Consider the following 21,373-nt stretch of genomic DNA (forward strand, 5'->3'; position numbering starts at 1 on the left):
ATTCTATGCGCCCGCGCTGGGAGTGCTTGCAGCGGCCAATTCGAGCTCGGCTTCTTCCTGCTCGCGTTCAAGCGCGTCCCGCACCAGCCGGTACCAGAGGAAGACCGCGAACCCAGCGAAGACGACCCACTCGATCGCGTAGAAGATGTTCAGCCAGTTCAGTGACTGGTCGACTTCGGGCACCGGGGAATCGATCACATCAAGGCCGGCCGGGGCCGTTGCGTCGACGATATAGGCGGAATAGACCGATTCATTGGTGAAATCCGCCCACAGATTGATCAGAGCGGATGGCGCGACCTTGGTTAGCTCCATCGAGTCGCCCTCCGGGTCGGGCAGCTCGGGGGCTTCGCCGGTGAGAAAACGCCCGGTCAGGGAGACTGGGGTGTTTTCCGGTTCGCTTTGGAGCGCGGCGATGACGGTCTCCGCCGTGGTTTTGTCGGGGGCCCAGCCGCGCGCGACGGCAATACTGACGGCGGCATCCGTTTGAAAGTGGCTGACCACCCAGAACCCTTCGGTGCCGCCGTTGATGCGCGTGCTGATGATCGTCTCGTCGCCGGCCACCCAGGTGCCCAAAGTGGTGACCATCTGGCCCGTTGCGATCTGCATCACTCCGCCGTCAGGTTGGGCCACCTCGGCGAGTGGCTGCGCCTGTTCGGTGGTTCGCTCCACGACCACACCAGACTCAATGGCGCGTTCCAGCTGCCAGTTCCCCAGCAGGGCGAAGGCTGCGGCAATGCCGAGGGCAAGCAGCAGTGCGGCCACCCAGCGGGGGCGCACCATCATTCTGATCACGAATAGTCACCTGTGTGGGTTTCTCGCCCGGGTTTGCGTGCCGGTGTGTCGGCCGTGTCATCGGGTTGTGGGGAATGCTGGCCGAGAGCGAAATCAGCCATTGGATCCAGACCTGGATCGGTCGAATGCGAGCGTTTCACTGTATTGACAGTATCGGCCGCTGGGTGGGAATTGGCCGAGTCGCGTTTGGAGGCATGGCGTGCGTACTCGTCGGCGTCGGCGGCCTGGGCGGCGGTCGCCGCCTCGACGAGGGCGATCTCCTCGTCGAGCATGGGGTTGCGCGGCGCCCTGGCGGCACCGGCTGCCGGCACGCGGCGGCGCAGAGCCGACCCGATCCTCTCGGAATTCGAAGCGAACAACGGGCCGAGGATCGCCATGACGAGAACGTACAGGCCCGCGAACGGCTGGAGCCTGGGGTCGAGCCCGGCCGACACCGACAGGGTAGCCAGGATCAGCGTGAACTCACCGCGGTTTACGAAGATCGCGGCGGTGTTGAGGGCTTCGCGCGGCCCCATTTTGTGCAGCCAGGCCAACAGGGCGCCTGACAGCAGACTGAGCACAAAGGTCATCACGATGGCGATGAGTACAACGCCGATCACCGATCCGAACTGGGCGACGTCAAGGGCAAGACCGAAGTTAAGAAAGAAGAATGCCGCGAAAATATCGCGAAGCGGCACCGCGACGCGTTCGATTCTGGCGCGATAGCTGCTCGCGCCGAGCACGACACCGATCAGGAACGCGCCGATCGCATCCGTTACGCCGATGATCTCGCCGATGCCGGCGAACAGCACCACGAGCCCGAAGAACAATATGGTGAAGAGTTCGTCATCTTTGGTGCGCATGAGGCGCGATACCAGGCGCCCGCCCCAGCGGGCGAGCGAGAACATCGCCACCAGAAACAGGAACGCGATGGACAGTTGCAGCACGATCGGCCAGATCTCGGTTTTGCCGCTGAGTACAACGGAAACGATCGAGAGGTAGATCGCGATGAAGATGTCGCCGACGACGGTGACGCCGAGGATCATCGGGGTCTCTTTATTGGCGAGGCGGCGCAGTTCGATGAGCAGTTTGGTGATGATCGCGCTCGAGGAGGTGCCGGTCATGCCGGCGATGACGAGCGCTTCGCGCGGGCCCCAGCCCACGAGCAGTCCGAAGATGAAGCCGGCGCCCATGTTGATGAGAATCCAGGATCCGCCGGAGATGATCAGGGTCTTGGCATTGCCGAAGAATTCTTCCTGATCGAACTCGAGGCCAAGGCTGAACAGCAGCAGGATCAGGCCGAACACGGCGATGAGTTCAATGTCGCCGGATTGAAAGTCGAGGGGGAAGAAGTCGCTGTTCGGGCTCGCAAGAACACCGACGATCATGTAGATCGGGATGGTGGGGAGCCCGATCAACTTACCCAGACGTCCGAGAACGTAGGCAACGACGAGCAGGATGCCAAGAACGAGGAGGTCTTCGCCCACATGCATCGCTTATCCCCCTGGCGGAGCGTCGACGGTCTTCGCCTTCACTTCACCGGTGCGGAAGAAGGCGAAGGCCTTGACGACCTTTTCGGGTGAGCCTGCGACGACGAGGGTGTCACCGGGGAAGACCTTGAAGTCGGCGGCGGGGGCCGGGTTGGCGGATTCGCCGCGCACGACGGCGACGACGGTGAGCCCGGCGATACCGCGGTCGGCGGGGTTGCCGAGCGCCTGCCCGGCGATGTGGTCTTCATAGTCCACGGTGAACCAGTCGATGCTGAGGCCGGGAATCTGGTCGAGGGCGCTGAGCGACTCGGTGATCTGGGTTCCGCCGAGCAGCTCGGCGAGGGTATGCGCTTCGTCTTCATTGAGCCGCAGCGAGACTTTGCTCGCGTCGGGGCCTCCCTCATCGTCGGCGAAGGTGATGAGGTCGCTGTGGCCGGAACGGTGGGCGATGACGCCGACCTTGCCGCCGTCATCCGTGATGAAGGTGTGCAGCACACCCACGCCGGGAAGTTTGACCCGCCGAACATCAACCATTGTCATGACTCCTGAGGTTTAGGGGCAGTTCCCCTATTGTATCGGAGCCGCTTTTGCCCCCGCGCGCCCGTACCGGTGCCGGTGCCGCTTTCGCCCCCGCCGGTCGCCCGCGTCCGCCGCGGCCAACGGATGCCCCGGGTCCGCAGCGCCAAGCGGATGACCGCGCCCCATTTCGGTAGCCGCTACGCCGATTACCGTAGCGCTCACCCAAACCGGGCGCGGTCATGGCGATCGGCCGACGAGTTATGCACAGAATGGGCCAGGGCGGCCGACCAAAGCACCTCGCGTGGCACTCTCACGTCATGACAGTCGCATCCGTTGATCCCCCCAGCACCCTCTTGGCCATCACTCGAACGGATGGCCTCCTGTTGCGCTGCGACGCGGCAGCGGTCGGCCTCGAGCAGGAATTGCGCCGCGGATTCTCGCAAGGGCAGCTCGTGCGCATCCGTTACGGGGCCTATGTGGGCACAAGTGTGTGGTCGAAGCTCGGCCCGAATGGCCGCTATCTGTGCCGCATTCGCGCCTTCGCGGCGATCAGTGCCGAACCGCCGGTGTTCTCGCACCATTCCGCGGCGGCGATCTGGGGGTTACCGCGGCCCGCCGCCTGGCCGACGGATGTCCATATCAGCGTCCCCGAGGCATCCGGCGGCCGTTCGCGACCCGGGGTAGTTCGGCACACTGCTGGACCGCCGCCACTGGTCGTCGAACGCGACGGGCTCCGGGTGACAACGGTCGCTGACACCGCGGTCGAGATGGCCCGCGTTCTGCCGTTTGCAGACGCCGTCGCGATGATGGATCGTGCCATCCATATTCCCCGGCGGGGCGTCAGCTTGACGACTCGCGAGGACCTGGATCGGTCGCTCGCGGCCCTTGCCGGTCCGGTTCGGCTGAAGGGACGGGGTGGTGCGCTGCGGGCGGCTGAGTTCGCGTGCACGCAATCAGGGTCGGGCGGCGAATCGATCAGCCGGGCCAACATCCATCTGCTCGGATTCGAGGCTCCAGAATTGCAGGTGCGTTTCGACGACGCCGCAGGGTTCATCGCCTTCGTCGACTTCTTCTGGCGCTCGATCAGCAAGGTCGGCGAGTTCGACGGCCTCGGCAAGTACCTCAAGGAGGAGTACACGCGCGGCCTCACAACGGCACAGGTCGTGATGGCGGAGAAGGACCGCGAGGACCGCGTGCGGGCGCTCGGTCCGACATTTGCCCGGTGGGACTGGACGATCGCCCGCGACCTGGCCGTCTTCGGCAAGTTCCTGAGCAGCCACGGAATCCCCCGTGCGCGATAGGCCGCGCATCATGGCCGCGCCCCGTTTCGGTAGGCGCTACGCCGATTACCGTAGCGCGCACCCAAACCGGGCGCGGTCATCCCAGAGACGCGCGGGCGGGGGCGTGCGACAGCGGCTAGTTGGTGACCACGATGTCGGGGGCCTCGAGGCGCACCCGGTCGGCTGATTCGTCGTTGGGTTCCTCCTGCGAGGCCCGCTCGGCGGCGACCCGGGTGAGGTAGAAGCCCACCTCGCGGTCGACGCGCTCCTGATCCCAGCCCAGCACACCCGCCATGAGCGCTGCGGCGACCGGGGCGGCCGAAACCCCGCGATCCCACGCTTCGATCGAGATGCGGGTGCGGCGAGCGAGCACGTCTTCCAGGTGCAGCGCACCCTCGTGCGAGGCCGCATAGACGACCTCAGCACCAATGTAGTCGTCGGCACCGGGCAACGGGTCGGCCAGCGCCGGGTTGGCGCGAATGAGGTCGAGCAGCTCATCGGTGAGGGTGCCGTAGCGGTTGAGCAGGTGTTCCACCCGCACGGTGTGCAGCCCAAACGCCCTGGCGATCTTGCCGCGTTTGTTCCACGCAGCCTGATATCCCTCAGCTCCCAACAAGGGGATGTCCTGGGTTGCCGACGCGGGAATGCGGCCGTCGAGGGCTGACACCGCGGCGTCCACGGCGTCTTTGGCCATGATGCGGTACGTGGTCCACTTGCCGCCGGCGATCACGACAAGGCCGGGTACAGAATGCCCGACGAGGTGTTCGCGGGACAGCTTGGAGGTCTGGTCGCTCTCGCCGGCCAGCAGCGGGCGCAGCCCGGCGTAGACCCCCTCGACGTCTTCCCGGGTGAGCGGAACACTCAGTACCGAGTTGATGTGCTCGAGGATGTAGTCGATGTCGGCTGCCGTCGCGGCTGGATGCGCCTTGTCGAGGTACCAGTCGGTGTCGGTCGTGCCGATGAGCCAGTGGCGGCCCCACGGAATGACGAACAGAACGCTCTTCTCGGTGCGCAGCAGCAGCCCCATCGCACTCTGGAACCGATCACGCGGCACCACGAGGTGAACGCCCTTCGACGCGCGCACCTTGAAGGTGCCGCGTTCGCCGACCATGCGCTGGGTGTCGTCGGTCCAGACGCCGGTCGCGTTGACGACCTGCTTGGCCCGCACGTCGAAGTGTTCGTCGGTCTGCAGGTCGTGGGCGCGTACGCCGACGACGCGTTCCCCCACCTTAATGAAGCCCTCGACGCGCACCCGGCTGGCCGCGTGGGCTCCGTAGAACGAGGCCGTGCGCACAAGCGACGACACATACCGGGCGTCGTCGACCTGGGCATCGTAGTAGGTGATGCCGCCGACCAGGGCGTTGTTGGCCAGGCTCGGAATGAGCTTCTGCACCTGACTCTTAGACAGGTGGCGGTGGTGCGGCACTCCAGGCGGGCGGCCACCGGTATAGGAGAAAATATCGTAGAGCAGCATGCCTGCACCGATATAGAGCCGTTCGGTGAACCGTTTCTTGAGCGGATACAGAAACCGTACCGGCTTCACCAGGTGCGGCGCGATGCGCTGCAGCAGCAGCCCCCGCTCCGTGAGGGCCTCACGCACCAGGCGAAAGTCGAGTTGTTCCAGATAGCGGATGCCGCCGTGCACGAGTTTGGACGACCGGCTCGAGGTGCCAGACGCCCAGTCCCGCGCTTCAAGGATGCCGACGCTCAGGCCCCGGGTGACGGCATCGAGGGCTGCACCGGCCCCGACGATGCCGCCGCCGACGACGAGGATATCGAGTTCTTTGTCTTTGAGCTTGGCGAGAGCGGCGACCCTCTCCTCAGGCCCCAACTTTGTGGACCTCGTGACTGAATTACCAGTAACCAAATTGTGGGAGGCCATTGCTGCTCCTGTTCAGACTCAGTGTTCAAGACGAGCGGTCAGGGGAAGTGCGACGAACAACTGCGACATCATTGTTGCGGGTAATGCTGAAAAGAACGTCTGTCTTCGACGCTAGTTCACTCGGTACGGCGCGACAACCACTTCAACCCGTTGAAATTCTTTGAGATCGGAGTATCCCGTGGTCGCCATCGACCGGCGCAGCGCGCCGATCAGGTTGGCCGTTCCGTCGGCGACGGGTGCCGGGCCGTAGAGAATCTCTTCGAGCGGGGCCACGGTGCCGACCTCGACCCGCTTGCCGCGCGGAAGCTGCGGGTGGTGCGCCTCGGCGCCCCAGTGGAATCCGCCGCCGGGGGCATCCGTTGCCCGGGCCAGGGCGGTACCGAGCATAACGGCGTCGGCGCCGCAGGCGACGGCCTTGACGATGTCACCCGAGGTGCCGAGGCCGCCGTCGGCGATGACGTGTACGTAACGACCGCCGGACTCATCCATATAGTCGCGACGCGCGCCGGCGACATCCGCTACGGCCGTGGCCATCGGGGCGTGGATGCCGAGGGTAGCGCGGGTGGTCGACGCGGCTCCTCCGCCGAAACCGACCAGAACACCGGCCGCGCCGGTGCGCATGAGGTGCAACGCTGCCGTGTAGGTGGCCGCACCGCCGACGATAACGGGGACATCGAGTTCGTAGATGAACTTCTTGAGGTTGAGCGGTTCCTGGTTCTGCGACACATGCTCGGCCGACACGGTCGTGCCGCGAATAACGAACAGGTCAACGCCGGCAGCTACGACGGTCTCGTAGAGTTCCTGCGTGCGCTGGGGCGAGAGAGCCCCGGCCACCGTCACCCCGCCCGCGCGGATCTCGGCGAGACGGGCGGTGACCAGCGCCGGCTGGATCGGCGCTGAGTACATGTCCTGCATGCGCGCGGTGGCTTTATCGGCGGGCAGGCTGCGAATTTCGGCGAGCAACGGCTCGGGGTTCTCGTGCCGGGTCCACAGGCCTTCGAGGTCGAGCACGCCGACGCCGCCCAGCTGGCCCATCATGATGGCCGTGGTGGGCGAGACGACGGAGTCCATGGGGGCAGCGAGCACCGGAATGGCGAACTGATAGGCGTCGATGGTCCAGCCGACCGACACGTCCTCCGGGTCTCGGGTGCGCCGACTGGGCACCACCGCGATGTCGTCGAAGGCGTATACGCGGCGAGCACGCTTAGAACGGCCGATCTCGATTTCCATGACTTCAGTTTAGACGACCACCACCGACATCCATTTTTCAGCGGATGCGCCCGCCCGCCACTCTCCCGGTGCCAGCCACCCTGGCGGACTCCGGGCGAAGCGAACCGGCGAAGCTAGCGGCGGTAGTTCGGAGCCTCAACCACGATCTGCACGTCGTGCGGGTGCGACTCCTTGAGCCCGGCCGGCGTAATACGCACGAACTTGCCCTTCTGCTTGAGCTCGGCGATGGTGCGGGCGCCCACATAGAACATGGACTGGCGCAGGCCACCGATGAGCTGGTACGCCACGGCGGCCAGCGGACCGCGGAACGGGACCTGGCCCTCGATGCCCTCGGGGATGAGCTTCTCGTCGCTCGGAACGTCACTCTGAAAGTAGCGGTCTTTCGAGTACGACGTTTTCGAACCACGGGTCTGGAGCGCGCCGAGCGAACCCATGCCGCGATAGGTCTTAAATTGCTTGCCGTTGACGAACACAAGTTCGCCGGGGCTTTCGGTGCAACCGGCGAGCAGGGAGCCGAGCATGACGGTGTCGGCACCCGCCACGAGCGCCTTGGCGATGTCACCGGAATACTGCAGTCCGCCGTCGGCGATCACCGGAATACCGGTTTCGCGCGCGGCGAGGGAGGCCTGGTAGACGGCGGTAATCTGGGGAACACCCACACCGGCCACGATGCGGGTGGTGCAGATCGAGCCCGGGCCCACGCCCACCTTGATGGCATCGGCACCGGCGTCGACGAGCGCCTGGGCGCCGGAGCGGGTGGCCACGTTTCCACCGATCACGTCGACGTCGGCGAAGGCTTTGTCTGATTTCAGCCGACGGATGATGTCGAGCACGCCGGCGCTGTCGCCGTTGGCGGTGTCGACCACGAGCACGTCCACCCCCGAGTCGAGCAGGGCGCTCGCGCGCTGCCAGGCGTCACCGAAGAAGCCGATGGCCGCACCCACGCGCAGGCGTCCGGCGTCGTCCTTGGTCGCAAGGGGGTATTCCTCGCTTTTGTCGAAGTCTTTCACGGTGATCAGGCCGGTGAGCTTGCCGTTGGCGTCGATCAGGGGGAGCTTTTCGATCTTGTGCTTCGCGAAGATCGCGAGCGCGTCTTCGGGGGCCATTCCGACCTTGCCGGTGATCAGCGGGGACCTCGTCATAACCTCACTCACCCGGGTGAGTGCCTTCTTGGCGTGCGGCACGAAACGCATGTCCCGGTTGGTGATAATTCCCACGAGGATGCCTTCGCCGTCGATGACGGGCAGCCCGCTCACGCGGAACTGGCCGCAGAGGGCGTCGACCTCGGCCACGGTAGCGTCTGGCGACGTGGTCACCGGGTTGGTGATCATGCCGGATTCGCTGCGCTTGACCAGGTCAACCTGCTCAGCCTGGTCGCCGATGGATAGGTTGCGGTGCAGAATGCCGAGGCCGCCCTCGCGGGCCATGGCGATGGCCATGCGGGTCTCCGTGACGGTGTCCATGGCGCTGGAGAGCAGCGGCAGTGACACGTCGATGCGCCGGGTCAGGCGGGATTTGGTGACCGCCTCACTCGGAATGACGTCGGTGTGCCCCGGTAGGAGCAGCACGTCGTCGTAGGTGAGCCCGGTGAATCCGAACGGATCTGGCTGATCCATGAAACCCCTTACCTGTAGCGAAAAACAGAAAATTGTCCGGCAAAACGCGTGACCACCCCACGGGACGTGATCCGAATTAACCGGTCCTTCAATGTTAAGCGTGTTTGGGGTCATCACATTCCGCACACAATTACCGCAGGTTGCGGAGTTTCGAAACATATAGGACATAATCGGCACGTACTCTCAACAACGACGTTGGAAGTACTTGCCCGGCGTCCGCCCGGTTACCCACCGGTCGGCACCCACATGGAGGTCCCGTGAAGTCCACTCTTACGGCTCAGAGATACATTCCCAGGATGCTGGCTATCCTGTTCGTGACGCTTCTCGCAGCCCTGACCATGGCCACCTTTTCGGTGAGCAGCGCGCACGCCGACGAGGTCGGCACCGAGTTCGATTTCACCATCTCCGGCAATGTGCAGTTCGACGGTGAGGCCCTCGACGGTGTCGCCGTTGCCGTCGACGGTAATGGCTACAAGGCCGACACCGTGACGGATGCCGAGGGTAAATGGTCTATCGGAGTTCCCGAGAAGGGTAGTTACGAGGTCACCCTCGACGAAGACACCCTGCCGGAGGGTGTCATCGTGGCCAAGGGCGGCAACGTCATCGATACCGAGTTCGGACTGACCGACCGCCGCTCGGTGAACTTCTTCCTCGGCGAAGGCACCCGTAACACTGTGAGCTTCTTCGACCAGTTCGTGAACCGATTCTTCAACGGCTTGAACTTCGGCCTGCTGCTCGCCCTCGCGGCGATCGGCGTGTCGCTGATCTTCGGTACCACCGGGCTGAGCAACTTCGCCCACGCCGAGCTGATCACCTTTGGTGCGCTGATGACGCTGGTGTTCTCTGTCAATCTGGGGTTGCCGATCTGGCTCGCCATTCTGATCGCCATCCTTCTCAGCGGCGCGCTCGGGTACAGCCTTGATGCGGTGCTCTGGAAACCGCTGCGCCGTAAGGGCGTGGCGGTGATCCCCCTCATGATCGTGAGCATCGGCCTGTCGCTCGCCCTGCGCTACCTGTACCAGTACTTCTTCGGCGGCAGCACGAGCCAGCTTCCGGGTGCAGGCATGGCCGATCTCAAGTTCGGTCCGATCTCGCTCTCCCCCATCGACCTCGCGAGCATGGGCATCAGCATCGTAGTATTGCTCGCCGTGGCCTACTTTCTGCTGCGCACCCGCATCGGCAAAGCCACCCGCGCCGTGTCCGACAATCCCAGTCTGGCCTCGGCGAGCGGCATCGACGTCGACAACGTCATTCGCATCGTCTGGGTGGTCGGTGCGGCCCTGGCCGGGCTCAGCGGCGTACTCTGGGCCTACTTCCGCCCGGGTGTCAGCTGGGATATGGGCTTTCAGATGCTGTTGCTGGTCTTCGCCGCCGTGACCCTCGGCGGTCTCGGCACGGCGTTCGGCGCCCTCGTCGGCTCTCTCATCGTCGGGCTCTTCGTTGAGCTGTCGACGCTCTGGCTTCCGTCCGACATGAAAATTGTCGGCGCCCTCGTGATCTTGATCCTGGTGCTGCTGTTTCGACCGCAGGGCATTCTGGGTCGCAAAGAAAGAATTGGTTAGGGGTTCTCATGGACTGGGGAGCAATCTTCAACAACGCCGCCGTCGAGCTGGTCAGCCCGACCACGGCCGCCTACGCACTCGCCGCCCTCGGACTGGCCGTGCACTTCGGTTACACCGGCCTGCTGAACTTCGGCCAGGCCGGGTTCATGGCCCTCGGAGCTTACGGCTACGCCATTTCGATTCTGACCTTCGGGTTTCCGGTCTGGGGCGCCTTCCTGGTCGGCGTGGGGGCATCCGTTGTTTTCGCGCTGATTTTGGGTATTCCCACACTGCGGCTGCGTGCTGACTACCTCGCGATCGTCACAATCGCCGCCGCTGAGATCGTACGGCTGTTGTTCACGACGAATACCTTCGCCGCGGTCACCGGTTCGGCCAACGGCCTGAGCGGCTACAAGAACGAATTCGCCGCGCTCAACCCGCTCGCGGACGGCAGCTACGGATTCGGCCCGTTCACGAACAACGCCTACGACACCTGGCTGCGTATCGTGGCCTGGTCGATCGTTATTCTCGCGGCCCTGCTGGTCTGGCAGGTCATGCGCAGCCCCTGGGGACGCGTCATCAAGGGCATCCGCGAGGACGAAGACGCCGTGCGTGCGCTCGGCAAAAACGTCTACGCCTACAAGATGCAGTCGCTCATTTTCGGTGGAGTGCTCGGCACCATCGCCGGCATGATCTTCGCCCTACCGCGAGCGGTCGTGCCGTCGAACTACCAGACGACCCTGACCTTTTTCATCTACGCCATTTTGCTGCTCGGCGGGGCAGCGACGGTGCTCGGCCCGATCATCGGTTCGATGATCTTCTGGGTGCTGCTTTCGTTTTTCTCCGGCTTCATCGCCCGGGCCGTTGAGGCCGGCTGGCTGCCGTTCATGACGGCGATCCAGGGCGGGCAGTTGCGCTTCATCCTGGTGGGAGTGGCGATCATGTTGATAGTCATCTTTAGACCGCAAGGCATCTTCGGCAACAAGAAGGAGTTGGCTTTTGTCCGCTAGCGCTGGTCTCGATTCGGCGGCTCCCCTCGAGCCGCCCGTTCCCACTCAAAAGCCGATCAAGACGACCGGCCTGCACATCGGCGAGGCCGAGCCAGGCTGCCGCAAGGTCGACCCGATTCTCGTCGTTGACAACGTGCGGCGAACCTTCGGCGGTCTGACCGCCGTTGATGTCGACCACGTAGAAGTTCCGCGCGGCGCAATTACCGCCCTGATCGGCCCGAACGGTGCCGGCAAGACGACCCTGTTCAATCTGCTGACCGGTTTCGACAAGCCCGACGACGGCAAGTGGACCTTTGACGGGCGTTCCCTCGCCGGCGTTCCCGCTTACAAGGTCGCCCGCATGGGCCAAATTCGCACCTTTCAGCTCACCAAGGCGCTTGGGTTACTGACCGTAATGGACAACATGCTGCTCGGTGCCAAGGGCCAGACCGGCGAGAACATGTTCCGCGCGCTGATGCCGTTTCTCTGGCGCAACCAAGAGGAGGAGAATCGGGCCAAAGCGCTCGACCTGCTCACCCGGTTCAAGCTCGACACCAAGAAAGATGACTACGCGGCGAGCCTTTCCGGCGGGCAGCGCAAGCTGCTCGAAATGGCGCGGGCGCTCATGAGCGACCCAACCCTGGTGATGCTCGATGAGCCGATGGCCGGGGTTAACCCGGCGCTGACCCAGTCGCTGCTCGACCACATTCTCAACCTCAAGTCCCAGGGCATGACCGTTTTGTTCGTGGAGCACGACATGCACATGGTGCGCCACATTGCGGACTGGGTGATAGTGATGGCCGAGGGCAAGGTGGTCGCCGAGGGCGATCCGCACGAGGTGATGAAGAACCCGGCCGTGATCGACGCCTATTTGGGCCAGCACCACGACGAAGATATCGGCGAAGACCCGGGTACCGAGACCGAGAACGTGTCAGCCATAAAGGAGTTGCTCGATGACGAACGCTAATCCTATGACCGCGCCGGCTCCGACCGAGACCCGGGAAGCGGTCGTCGAAGTCAAAAACGTGACGGCCGGCTACGTCACCGGCGTCAACATTCTCAACTCCTGCTCGCTGACCGCTTACGCGGGCGAGCTGATCGGCATCATCGGCCCGAACGGTGCCGGCAAGTCGACGCTGCTCAAGTCGATCTTCGGCCAGGTGAAGGTTCGCGACGGCGTGATTCTGCTGCGCGGCAAGAACATCACCAACCTCAAGGCCAACAAGCTGGTCGCGCAGGGGGTGGGCTTCGTTCCTCAGAACAACAACGTCTTCCCCACCCTGACCATTCGCGAGAACCTCGAGATGGGCATCTTCCAGAAACCCAAGGGACTCATCGAGAGGCTCGAGTTTGTCACCGAGATTTTCCCCGAGCTGAGCAAGCGGATGTCACAGCGCGCTGGGTCGCTCTCCGGCGGCGAACGGCAGATGGTTGCCATGAGCCGCGCGCTCATGATGGGCCCACACGTGCTGCTGCTCGACGAGCCGAGCGCCGGCCTCTCCCCCGTGCGTCAGGACGAAGCCTTTCTGCGGGTGAAGGAAATCAACAAGGCCGGCGTGACCACGATCATGGTCGAACAGAACGCCCGTCGCTGCTTGCAAATCTGCGACCGCGGCTATGTGCTCGACCAGGGCCGTGATGCCTACACCGGAACCGGACGTGAGCTTTTGAACGACCCCAAGGTGATCGGCCTGTACCTCGGCACCCTCGGGCAGGACTAACACCCGAAATTTGCTGTACCAGCCTGTGGCGGCGTCTGAGATGTTCTCGGACGCCGCTTCTCTTTGTGTCGGTGACAGACGTCCATAGCTGGCGCCTCCAGGGGACCTGGTACGCAGAAGGGCCCCGGCCGAAGCCGGGGCCCTTCAACTCAGTAAAGCGGTGAAGCTAGTTGATGCGGGTGTACTTGTTGTCGGCACCGAACTCGTAGACGCCGATGGTTGCTTCGGTGGGGTCGCCGTTCTCATCGAACGTGATCGGACCGGAGAAGCCGTCGTAGTCCACCTGGTCGCCAGCCTTCAACGCCGCAGCGGCCTCAGCGAAGTCAGTGACCGTAGCGCCTTCTCCACTGCCGCCGGAGACCTGGCGGAGGTAGCTCGCGATCGATTCTCCTGAAGTGTCGTTGGCTGCGTAGGCAGCCAGGGCGATCAGGATCACGGCGTCGTACGACTCGGCAGCGTAGCTGTAGTCAGTCAGCGTCGGGTCGACCTCGAGGAGGCGGGTGGTGAAGTCACCGAGAGTGGTGGTGTCGAGGCCGGGCAGCGTGCCCTTGGAGCCCTCGATGAGGCCAGCCGCGAAGTCGGCACTGTAGTCGGAGACGTTACCGTCGACGAAATACAGCTTGTCGCCGGGGAAACCGGAACCGACCAGGGCTGGGGTGATGACCTTGGCCTGGTCGAACGTGACGAGCGCGATCGCGTCGGGGGCTGCCGCGGTGACTTCGGCGATCTGCGAGGCAAAGTTGGAATCGCCCTCGTTGAACAGCGAGGTCGCAACGACTGTGCCGCCAGCGGCCTCGAAGGCATCGCTGGTGTACTTGGCCAGGCCGGTGCCGTACGCATCGTTGAGCACGATCAGACCGAGGGTGGCGTTGCCGTCGTCAGCGATCTGGGTGCCGAGCACTTCGCCCTGCAGAACGTCAGACGGAGCCGTACGCCAGTACAGGCCATTATCGTCGTAGGTCGTGAAGGCGTCCGAGGTGTTGGCCGGGGAGAACTGCACGACGCCGGCGCCGGTGATCTGGTCGATCACGGTCTTGGAGACACCAGAGGAGGCCGCACCGATGATGGCCGAGACATCCTGCGACAGCAGGTCGGTCACGGAGACGGTGGCGGTGTCGGTCGTGGTGTCGCCAGAGTCGCGGAAGATGGCTTCAACGTCGATACCGAGGCCGGCCGCGTTGATGTCGTTGACGGCGAGCTGAACGCCGGCTTCTTCGGGCGGGCCGAGGAAGGCCAGTCCACCACTCTGCGGGAGGATGGTGCCGATCTTAAGGGACAGATCGCGGTCACCGGCCTCCACCGGCTGAAAGTCTGCGGCATCCGCCGACGGTGCCGCCGAATCGCTGGGCGCCGTAGCGGCGCCGTTGCTGCAGCCGGTGAGCACGAGTGCGCTCACTCCGACCAGTGCGATACCGGTAACGAGGGTACGAACTGAGCGGGAGGCCGAGGCCTTCGCGAATACGCTCATTTTGCTCCTTGATAGTTGAAGAGAGGTAACTCTGGTCAGCCGATTGACTGCCGTGGTGTCAGAGTAGGCAATCGAGAGCTCCGAAACCTACCTGTGCGTGTTACAACCGTGTAAAGCGACCAAATCGTTACGAACGAACGCCGGTGATCCCCTGATAGTCAATGATCTGCTTTTCAGCCAGGGCGAACACACACTCTCCCCAAGAGGCGCACACCGCGCTTCCCGAAATCACCTGCGGCCAGCCCGCTGCGAGCGATGCACCGCCGTCATCGCCGGTGATGAGGGCGGCCAGAGCTGCAGTGACCACCCCGTCGTAGGCTTCCGCGCCGCCGTCGGTGCCGGCCAGGCCGGGGTCGGCGGTCTTCAGCCGGGCGGTGAATGCCTTATCGGCGGCGAGCGGTGTGCCGCCGTTGGCGAAGTCGCCGAGGGCCACCATAGTGGCGTTGCCGACGGTGCTGTCAGCATCCGCTGGTAATGCTGTCGTCGCGTCCCACAGCACCAGGTCGACTCCGCGTGCCACCAGGTCGGCGTAGGCGGCAGCGAGGTCGCCGGCCGAGTTTCGATGGATGAGCTGCACGGGCTGGGTCGGCGTGGTTTGCTCGGCGAGGATGTCACGCACCGCCAGTTCGGTGCCGGCCACCTGGGCGGCGCCGCTCGCGGCGTTGTCTCCGGTCATGGGAAAGAGCGTTCCGATAAGAAGCGTTCCGTCGCCGGAGGGTGCTGCTGTCGCGGCCGTCGTCGGGGTGGGACTCGGTGAGGCGGCCGGGGTGCTCGTGCAACCGGTGAGGGCGAGGGCGCCAAACAGTACGGCGACGATGAGCGGGCGACGGGGCATCTGGATCCTTTGGTGCGAGGGCAAGTAGTTTCAGGGTATCGATGCTCAGGCTGGTTCGAGGGCGCTGCGGCGCGGTGCACGACCGGAGGCGATCATGTCGATGGTCAAAATGATCAGGGCCACCCAGACCAGGCCGAAGCCGACCCAGCGTTCGACCGGCATCGCCTCGTTCAGGATGAACACGCCGACGAGAAACTGAATGACGGGCGCGACGAACTGGATAAGCCCGAGCACCGTCAGCGGCAGCCGACGCGCAGCGGCAGCGAACAACAGCAGCGGAACCGCGGTAATGACACCGGCAGCGAGCAGGCCCATGGTGTGCACCGGTGAGACCGTACCGAAAGTGAGGCCGGACACGGTCGCCACGACCAGCAGCTGCACAACAGCGACCGGGGCTAGCCAGGCCGTTTCAAGGGTGAGGCCGGTCACAGCGTCGACGTTTGGGCCGACGCGCTTCTTGATCAGGCCGTAGAACCCGAACGAGAATGCGAGGATCAGCGAGATCCAGGGCAGTGTTCCGTAGCCGACGGCGAGTACCACCACCGCGAGAAAACTGATTCCAATGGCCACCCATTGCAGGCGGCGCAGGTGTTCGCGCAGCACAAAAACGCCCAGCAGCACGGTGACGATGGGGTTGATGAAGTAGCCGAGGGCGGCCTCGACGACGTGCCCGGTGGTCGCGGCAATCACGTAGGTCTGCCAGTTGATGAAGATGAACACCCCGGCCAGCCCCATGGTCCAGACCAGGCGTGGCTGTTTGAGGGCCCGCCCGAGCACGCCCCAGGTGCGGGTGAGGGTGATGATCAGGGCGCAGAAGACCAGCGAGAACAGCACCCGCCAGGCCACGATTTCAAAGGCACCTGAGGGGGCGAGGAGCAGAAAGTAGAGCGGCAGCACACCCCAGAGGGCGTAGGCGAGGCCGCCGAAACCGAGGCCGGCGCGGTGGGTGGAACGAGCCGCCATCTCGGCTGGGGCGGCGGCATCCGTCATGAGTTATCTCCTGCGCTACACGAAATGGGCAAACAAAAAACTCCCGGATGGCAAGGCCATCCGGGAGTTTCAGTCTAGAGACTAGTTTCAGGCTCTAGATAACGAAGTGAAGAACCTACTTAGCGTACGACCACGGCGAGCACGTCGCGAGCGGAGAGAACCAGAAGGTCATCGCCACCGAACTTGACCTCGGTTCCGCCGTATTTGGAGTAGATGACCTTGTCGCCGACGGCGATGTCGAGGGGAACGCGGTTGCCGTTGTCGTCGATACGGCCGGGGCCGACGGCAACAACTTCGCCCTCCTGGGGCTTTTCCTTCGCGGTGTCAGGAATGACCAGACCTGATGCGGTGGTCTGCTCGGCGTCGACCTGCTTGATGACGATGCGATCTTCGAGCGGCTTAATGGAGACCGACACGGTTGACCTCTTTCTAAGATTTGGGTTAGCAGACTCACAGCGAGAGTGCCAAGTGAAGTTTAGGGGGCTTCTGGCACTCACGCAACGTGAGTGCCAGAACGGGGTCATTTTGGTAGCGTTGCAGCATGGATCGAACCGAACTCGTTGAGCTGCTGTCCCCCGCGAGTTTGCGGCTGCTGGACTCCCTGCCGCCCTATGACAGCAACGGTGACGTGCTGAAACTCGTGAGCGATCTGCGCAAGGCCGGGCACACGGCCGGCCTTGTGTCGGCCGTGCTCAGCCAGTCCAGGCTACGGGCGAAGGCCTCGGCCAAGTTCGGTGAATTCGCCGAGCGGATGCTGTTCACCGAGGCCGGCCTGGAGCAGGCGACCCGGTTGCGGGTGGCCGCACTGCACGCTGGCCGGTTCGCCGGACTCGGTGCCACCCTCCATCGAGCGCCGCGGGTAGCCGACCTCGGCTGCGGCATCGGCGGCGACGCGATGGCCCTCGCGGCGATGGATCTGCCGGTCGTCGCCGTCGACGCCGACGAGGTCACGGCAACCGTGGCGAGTTTCAACCTCGCGCCGTTCCCCAATGCGTCTGCGCTCCAAGCCGATGCGGAGACCGTAGATCTGACTGATTTCGATGCGGTTTGGCTCGACCCGGCTCGCCGCACGAGCGGGCACAGCAACACCACGCGGCTGACTCGCTCCGAGGACTATTCGCCCTCGTTGGACTTCGCCTATCTGCTGGCCACTCGCCTGCCGCTCGGCATGAAGCTCGGGCCCGGCCACGACCGCGATCAGATTCCGGTCGACGCCGAGGCCCAATGGGTCTCGGTGGATGGCCAGCTGGTGGAGATGGGACTGTGGTTTGGCGCCCTCGCTCGCCCGGGCATTCGTCGGGCGGCACTGCTCCTGACCGCGGGGGGCGTGCACGAACTTACAGCTGGCGCCGACAGCGACGACGCCGTGGTGGGCGCCCTCGGCAGCTACGTGTACGAGCCAGACGGCGCGGTGATTCGGGCGCGCCTGATCGGCGACCTGGCCCGCTCGCTCGATGCCCGCATGCTGAGCGAGTCAATCGCCTACCTGACCAACGACACCCTCACGCCGACGCCGTTCGCGAGTGCGTTCCGGGTGCTGGAAACCCTGCCCTTCGATGAGAAAAAGCTGCGGCTGGCGCTGCTTGAGCGCCACATCGGCACGCTCGAGATCAAGAAGCGCGGCGTCGACGTGGATCCGGCGACGCTGCGCACCCGGCTGAAGCTCAAGGGGCCGGAGTCGGCGACGCTGATTCTGACGCGCACGAACGGGCATCGGGTGGCGCTGCTCGTGGAGCGCGTGCGCTGACTGAACGGCTAGAGCAACGGCAGTACGATCTGGCTGATGTAGACAATCCAGCCGGCCGCGAGCAGAACCCCGACGAGGCCGCTCAGGAGCCCGCTCAACCAGAGGGTGCGCGCCCGGTTCTCTGTGCTGCGTGCTATCAGAGCGAGGGTGATCGCGCCCAGTGCGATCGGCAGTCCGAACACACCGATCACGCCGAGGGCGAGCCCGACCAGCCCACAGACCACGGAGGCGAGCGAGAGCCGACGGCGGCCGGTGACGCGCGCGACCTCAGCCTCGGTGTAGGAATAGGGCACGAACTCGGTCGGAGCGGTTACCGTCGATGCCCAGTCCAGCTGACTGCCGGGCGGCGCCGGGGCGCGCGTGTAATCCAGCTGCGCCGAGGCGTCTTCGTGCTGGTGGGGTGTGGTCATGGCTGTCCTCTGGCCTGAAGTCGCAGTCGCAGCCGCAGCCGCAGTCGCTCAGCCCGGCCGGTCGAGTCGGACCGGGCTGGATCGAGTTCTGGTTAGTAGGTGGAACCGGTGGTGGCAGCCCCACTAACGATAATCGCGATCAAAATGAACACGCCGATGATGCTGATGACGATACCGAGGTAGCCCAGGATCAAACCCCACAGGGCCAGACCGTAGCCCTTTTCACCGGTCTTCTTGATCTGGCTCATCGCCATGTGTCCGGTGATGACCGCCACTAGCGAGATGAAGAATGCGCTCACGAGCGAGATGATCGCCAGAACGTTGTACTTGTCCTGGGGGTTCTGCTGCCCGTATGGGTTCTGGCCGTACGCGGGCGGCTGGCCGTAGGCGGGCGCTGCCGGGGTGCCCGGTGCCGGGTAGCTGGGGTAGGCCGGGGCTGCGGGCACTCCATTCACCGGCGGTACGCTCGGGCCGGCAGGCTGCGAGCTTATCGGGTCGCTGTTCGTCGGGTCGACGGGGGGCTGGGTGGGATCAGACATCGGCGGTCTCCTTCATGATTTCGTTCGGTGGTCGCTCGGCCAGATTATCGTGTTACGGCGCGCCGAGCGACTGGGCCGCGTTCGAGACCTGGATCTGGTCGACCGGCAGGGTGGAATCGGCGCCGAATTCGAGCGTCGAGGGCTCGTGCCCGGCCATGATCAGCTGTGCGCCGAGGGCGGCGATCATGGCGCCGTTATCGGTGCACAGGGAGAGCGGCGGGATGCGCAAAACCACGCCGGCGGCATCCGTTCTCTCGGTCGCGACCTGACGCAACCGAGCATTGGCAATGACCCCGCCGCCGAGCAACAGCCGCGGCACGTTGTAGTCGGCGCACGCCGCGAGGGCTTTGGTCAGCAGGATGTCCACGACGGCCTCACGAAAACTGGCCGCGACATCGCTGATCGGCACGGGCTCGCCCGCGTCCTGGCGCTGTTCGACGAAACGGGCGACCGAGGTCTTCAGTCCCGAAAAGGAGAAATCGTAGCGGTGCGCGGCCATGTCCTTGGGCTTGCTGAGTCCGCGCGGAAAGCGAATCGCTTTCGGGTTGCCGGAGGCAGCGACCCGGTCGATCTGCGGCCCGCCGGGGTAGGGCAGGGACAGCAGGCGGGCGACCTTGTCGAAGGCCTCGCCGGCAGCGTCGTCAATGGTCTCGCCGAGAAGTTCCACATCGCTGACCAGGTCGCGCACGAGTAGCAGCGAGGTGTGTCCACCGGAGACGAGCAGGGCTATGGTGGGATATTCCAGCGGTTCGGAGTCGCTGACGTCGCCCCTGCTGTGCAGCAGGTCGGCGCCGACGTGGCCGACCAGGTGGTTGACAGCGTAGATCGGCTTGTCGAGCGCGACGGCGAGCGCCTTCGCGGCGCCAACCCCGACCATGAGGGCACCGGAGAGTCCCGGTCCGCTGGTGACGGCTATGGCGTCGAGATCGCTTAACCGGATGCCCGCCTCGGCGACGGCCGCGTTAATGGCCGGCACGAGTTCGTCGAGGTGGGCCCTGGCCGCGATCTCGGGCACGACGCCGCCGTAGCGGGCGTGCTCGTCCATGGAGCTGGCGATGGTGTTCGAGAGCAGCGCGGTGCCGCGCACGATGCCGATCCCGGTCTCATCGCACGAGGTCTCAATGCCGAGCACGAGAGGGTCTGATCGATTCATAGCGGTGCGGTTCATGAGGGCACCGATTCTATGGGGGTCACGAGCATAGATTCCAGTTCGGGAATATTTAGGCGCATGACGATCGCGTCGACGTTGTCGGGCTGGTAGTACCCTCGGCGCACCCCGATGTCGATGAATCCGAGGCGCTCGTAGAGGCGCTGGGCGCCCGGGTTATCGGCCCGAACCTCGAGGAAGACGAGCCGGGCACCGCGTTTGCGAGCCTCGCTGATGAGGGCCTGCATGATCGTGCGCCCCAGCCCGTGGCCGCGCGCCGCTGCGGCGACGGCGATGGTCTGAATATCGCCCTCGAGGCTTCTCTGGGGGGCGAGCAGCCCGGCGTAGGCCTCTATTCTGGCCGGATCGTCGGGTGGGAACGCCACGAGGTAGTAACAGGCGGGGTCGCCGAGGTCGCGCATCATCATCGACGCCGACCAGGCATCGTTCTCGAAGATGCTGGTCTCCAGCGCCATGATGGCCGAAAGGTCGGCCTCGTGCGCGCGGCGCAGCTGCCAGGTCATCGGCTGACCCGCTTGGGCCCGTTCGAGAGCGTGACATCGGGCGACCGCAAATAAAGCGGCTCATTGGCCGCGAACGGGCGATCGTGGGCGTGGCTCAGTTCGGCGACCAGACCGAGTTCGCCAGCCGAGACAGTGGCGGCGTCGAGCCGAGGCCAGCGCGCGTGCAGCCAGGTCGGGGCGTCGAGGTCGGCCGGTTTGGCCAAGCCGGGCGGGCCGACGCGCACGGGCAGGCCGACGGCATCCGCTTGCGAATAGGCGCTCCAATAGATTTCGCGGCGGCGGGCGTCGGTGACAACCACGAGCGGGCCCACGTGGCCGCGGCGATAGTGACCGTAGGCGATGGCGTCGTGGCTGATCACCGGAACGAGCCGTTTGCCGGCACCGAGGGCGAAGACGCGGGCCGCAGCGATACCGACACGCAGCCCGGTGAACGGGCCGGGGCCCATGCCGCCGACCACGCCGGAAAGGTCCGCCGGAACGATCTTGGCTTCGCGCAGGCAGTCCAGGATGAAGGGGCCGACGATCTCGGCGTGACGCATGGTGTCGGCTTCGCCGCGTTCGGCGATGACCCCACGGCCTCGGTCGACGACGGCGACGCTCGTGCCGGCGGAGGTATCGATGGCGAGTAGCACCCGTTCAGCCTAGCTTTAGTGGGGCCAGCGCTTCGCGCGGCG

At 64.8% G+C, this 21,373-nt stretch carries 21 protein-coding genes; 6 read left to right on the forward strand and 15 right to left on the reverse strand.

The features are described from left to right. Window positions 1–3 precede the first annotated feature (3 nt). Genes QMK31_RS05615 through QMK31_RS05625 form a run of 3 tightly spaced genes read right to left on the reverse strand, consistent with a single transcriptional unit; the run spans window position 4 to window position 2,801 of the window. The gene (locus QMK31_RS05615) at window positions 4–783 is read right to left on the reverse strand and encodes an SURF1 family protein (protein ID WP_283500269.1); all 780 of its coding nucleotides are present in this window, start codon (window positions 781–783) and stop codon (window positions 4–6) included. 5 nt (window positions 784–788) lie between these two features. Then, complete coding sequence (locus QMK31_RS05620; protein ID WP_283499975.1) at window positions 789–2,264, reverse strand: cation:proton antiporter; 1,476 nt, start codon at window positions 2,262–2,264, stop codon at window positions 789–791. A 3-nt stretch (window positions 2,265–2,267) separates the two neighbouring features. After that, window positions 2,268–2,801: a cation:proton antiporter regulatory subunit gene (locus QMK31_RS05625; RefSeq protein WP_233193339.1), complete on the reverse strand. Its 534-nt coding sequence runs from the start codon at window positions 2,799–2,801 to the stop codon at window positions 2,268–2,270. 296 nt (window positions 2,802–3,097) lie between these two features. Between QMK31_RS05625 and QMK31_RS05630 the strand changes: the two genes are divergently transcribed. Continuing rightward, window positions 3,098–4,081 carry a hypothetical protein gene (locus QMK31_RS05630; RefSeq protein ID WP_283499976.1) on the forward strand — a complete coding sequence of 328 codons (984 nt, stop codon included), beginning with the start codon at window positions 3,098–3,100 and terminating at the stop codon, window positions 4,079–4,081. 115 nt (window positions 4,082–4,196) lie between these two features. Here QMK31_RS05630 and QMK31_RS05635 read toward each other — a convergent pair whose 3' ends face one another. From QMK31_RS05635 to guaB, 3 genes are all read right to left on the reverse strand, one after another. Next, window positions 4,197–5,942 carry a glycerol-3-phosphate dehydrogenase/oxidase gene (locus QMK31_RS05635; protein ID WP_283499977.1) on the reverse strand — a complete coding sequence of 582 codons (1,746 nt, stop codon included), beginning with the start codon at window positions 5,940–5,942 and terminating at the stop codon, window positions 4,197–4,199. A 111-nt stretch (window positions 5,943–6,053) separates the two neighbouring features. Continuing rightward, on the reverse strand, window positions 6,054–7,172 hold the full coding sequence (locus tag QMK31_RS05640; RefSeq protein WP_283499978.1) for a GuaB3 family IMP dehydrogenase-related protein: 1,119 nt from the start codon (window positions 7,170–7,172) through the stop codon (window positions 6,054–6,056). A gap of 113 nt (window positions 7,173–7,285) precedes the next feature. After that, window positions 7,286–8,788, reverse strand: coding sequence for an IMP dehydrogenase (gene guaB, locus QMK31_RS05645; protein ID WP_283499979.1), 1,503 nt, complete (start codon window positions 8,786–8,788; stop codon window positions 7,286–7,288). A 296-nt stretch (window positions 8,789–9,084) separates the two neighbouring features. Between guaB and QMK31_RS05650 the strand changes: the two genes are divergently transcribed. From QMK31_RS05650 to QMK31_RS05665, 4 genes are read left to right on the forward strand one after another with little or no spacing between them, the layout of a single operon-like run. Further along, the gene (locus QMK31_RS05650; RefSeq protein WP_283499980.1) at window positions 9,085–10,350 is read left to right on the forward strand and encodes a branched-chain amino acid ABC transporter permease; all 1,266 of its coding nucleotides are present in this window, start codon (window positions 9,085–9,087) and stop codon (window positions 10,348–10,350) included. An 8-nt stretch (window positions 10,351–10,358) separates the two neighbouring features. Then, entirely contained in the window at window positions 10,359–11,339 is a 981-nt protein-coding gene (locus tag QMK31_RS05655) for a branched-chain amino acid ABC transporter permease (RefSeq protein WP_283499981.1), read from the forward strand. Between the two features lie 55 nt (window positions 11,340–11,394). Beyond that, window positions 11,395–12,285: an ABC transporter ATP-binding protein gene (locus QMK31_RS05660; protein WP_283500270.1), complete on the forward strand. Its 891-nt coding sequence runs from the start codon at window positions 11,395–11,397 to the stop codon at window positions 12,283–12,285. Further along, on the forward strand, window positions 12,272–13,039 hold the full coding sequence (locus tag QMK31_RS05665; protein WP_283499982.1) for an ABC transporter ATP-binding protein: 768 nt from the start codon (window positions 12,272–12,274) through the stop codon (window positions 13,037–13,039). Before QMK31_RS05660 ends, QMK31_RS05665 begins: the two co-directional genes overlap by 14 nt. Window positions 13,040–13,205: 166 nt before the next feature. Here the strand turns inward: QMK31_RS05665 and QMK31_RS05670 are convergent, their stop codons facing one another. From QMK31_RS05670 to groES, 4 genes are all read right to left on the reverse strand, one after another. Next, the gene (locus QMK31_RS05670; RefSeq protein WP_283499983.1) at window positions 13,206–14,507 is read right to left on the reverse strand and encodes an ABC transporter substrate-binding protein; all 1,302 of its coding nucleotides are present in this window, start codon (window positions 14,505–14,507) and stop codon (window positions 13,206–13,208) included. Between the two features lie 127 nt (window positions 14,508–14,634). Next, complete coding sequence (locus tag QMK31_RS05675; protein WP_283499984.1) at window positions 14,635–15,342, reverse strand: ABC transporter substrate-binding protein; 708 nt, start codon at window positions 15,340–15,342, stop codon at window positions 14,635–14,637. A gap of 45 nt (window positions 15,343–15,387) precedes the next feature. After that, complete coding sequence (rarD, locus tag QMK31_RS05680) at window positions 15,388–16,332, reverse strand: EamA family transporter RarD (RefSeq protein WP_502852557.1); 945 nt, start codon at window positions 16,330–16,332, stop codon at window positions 15,388–15,390. 119 nt (window positions 16,333–16,451) lie between these two features. Continuing rightward, window positions 16,452–16,748, reverse strand: a complete 297-nt coding sequence (groES, locus tag QMK31_RS05685; RefSeq protein ID WP_092107311.1) for a co-chaperone GroES — start codon at window positions 16,746–16,748, stop codon at window positions 16,452–16,454. A 125-nt stretch (window positions 16,749–16,873) separates the two neighbouring features. Here groES and QMK31_RS05690 point away from each other — a divergent pair, with 125 nt between their 5' ends. Next, the gene (locus tag QMK31_RS05690) at window positions 16,874–18,079 is read left to right on the forward strand and encodes a class I SAM-dependent methyltransferase (protein WP_283499985.1); all 1,206 of its coding nucleotides are present in this window, start codon (window positions 16,874–16,876) and stop codon (window positions 18,077–18,079) included. An 8-nt stretch (window positions 18,080–18,087) separates the two neighbouring features. Here QMK31_RS05690 and QMK31_RS05695 read toward each other — a convergent pair whose 3' ends face one another. The 5 genes from QMK31_RS05695 to tsaB all read right to left on the reverse strand — a co-directional run bounded on the left by QMK31_RS05695 (window position 18,088) and on the right by tsaB (window position 21,331). Then, window positions 18,088–18,489, reverse strand: a complete 402-nt coding sequence (locus QMK31_RS05695) for a hypothetical protein (RefSeq protein ID WP_283499986.1) — start codon at window positions 18,487–18,489, stop codon at window positions 18,088–18,090. A 92-nt stretch (window positions 18,490–18,581) separates the two neighbouring features. After that, complete coding sequence (locus tag QMK31_RS05700; protein ID WP_283499987.1) at window positions 18,582–19,028, reverse strand: DUF4190 domain-containing protein; 447 nt, start codon at window positions 19,026–19,028, stop codon at window positions 18,582–18,584. Window positions 19,029–19,080: 52 nt separating this feature from the next. Continuing rightward, window positions 19,081–20,196, reverse strand: a complete 1,116-nt coding sequence (tsaD, locus tag QMK31_RS05705; RefSeq protein WP_283499988.1) for a tRNA (adenosine(37)-N6)-threonylcarbamoyltransferase complex transferase subunit TsaD — start codon at window positions 20,194–20,196, stop codon at window positions 19,081–19,083. Further along, the gene (gene rimI / locus QMK31_RS05710; RefSeq protein ID WP_283499989.1) at window positions 20,193–20,699 is read right to left on the reverse strand and encodes a ribosomal protein S18-alanine N-acetyltransferase; all 507 of its coding nucleotides are present in this window, start codon (window positions 20,697–20,699) and stop codon (window positions 20,193–20,195) included. Before rimI ends, tsaD begins: the two co-directional genes overlap by 4 nt. After that, window positions 20,696–21,331, reverse strand: a complete 636-nt coding sequence (gene tsaB / locus QMK31_RS05715; RefSeq protein WP_283499990.1) for a tRNA (adenosine(37)-N6)-threonylcarbamoyltransferase complex dimerization subunit type 1 TsaB — start codon at window positions 21,329–21,331, stop codon at window positions 20,696–20,698. The genes rimI and tsaB overlap by 4 nt, the downstream gene beginning before the upstream one ends. Window positions 21,332–21,373: the final 42 nt, after the last annotated feature.

The organism is Cryobacterium sp. PH31-O1, from assembly GCF_030063455.1.
GTDB lineage: Bacteria > Actinomycetota > Actinomycetes > Actinomycetales > Microbacteriaceae > Cryobacterium.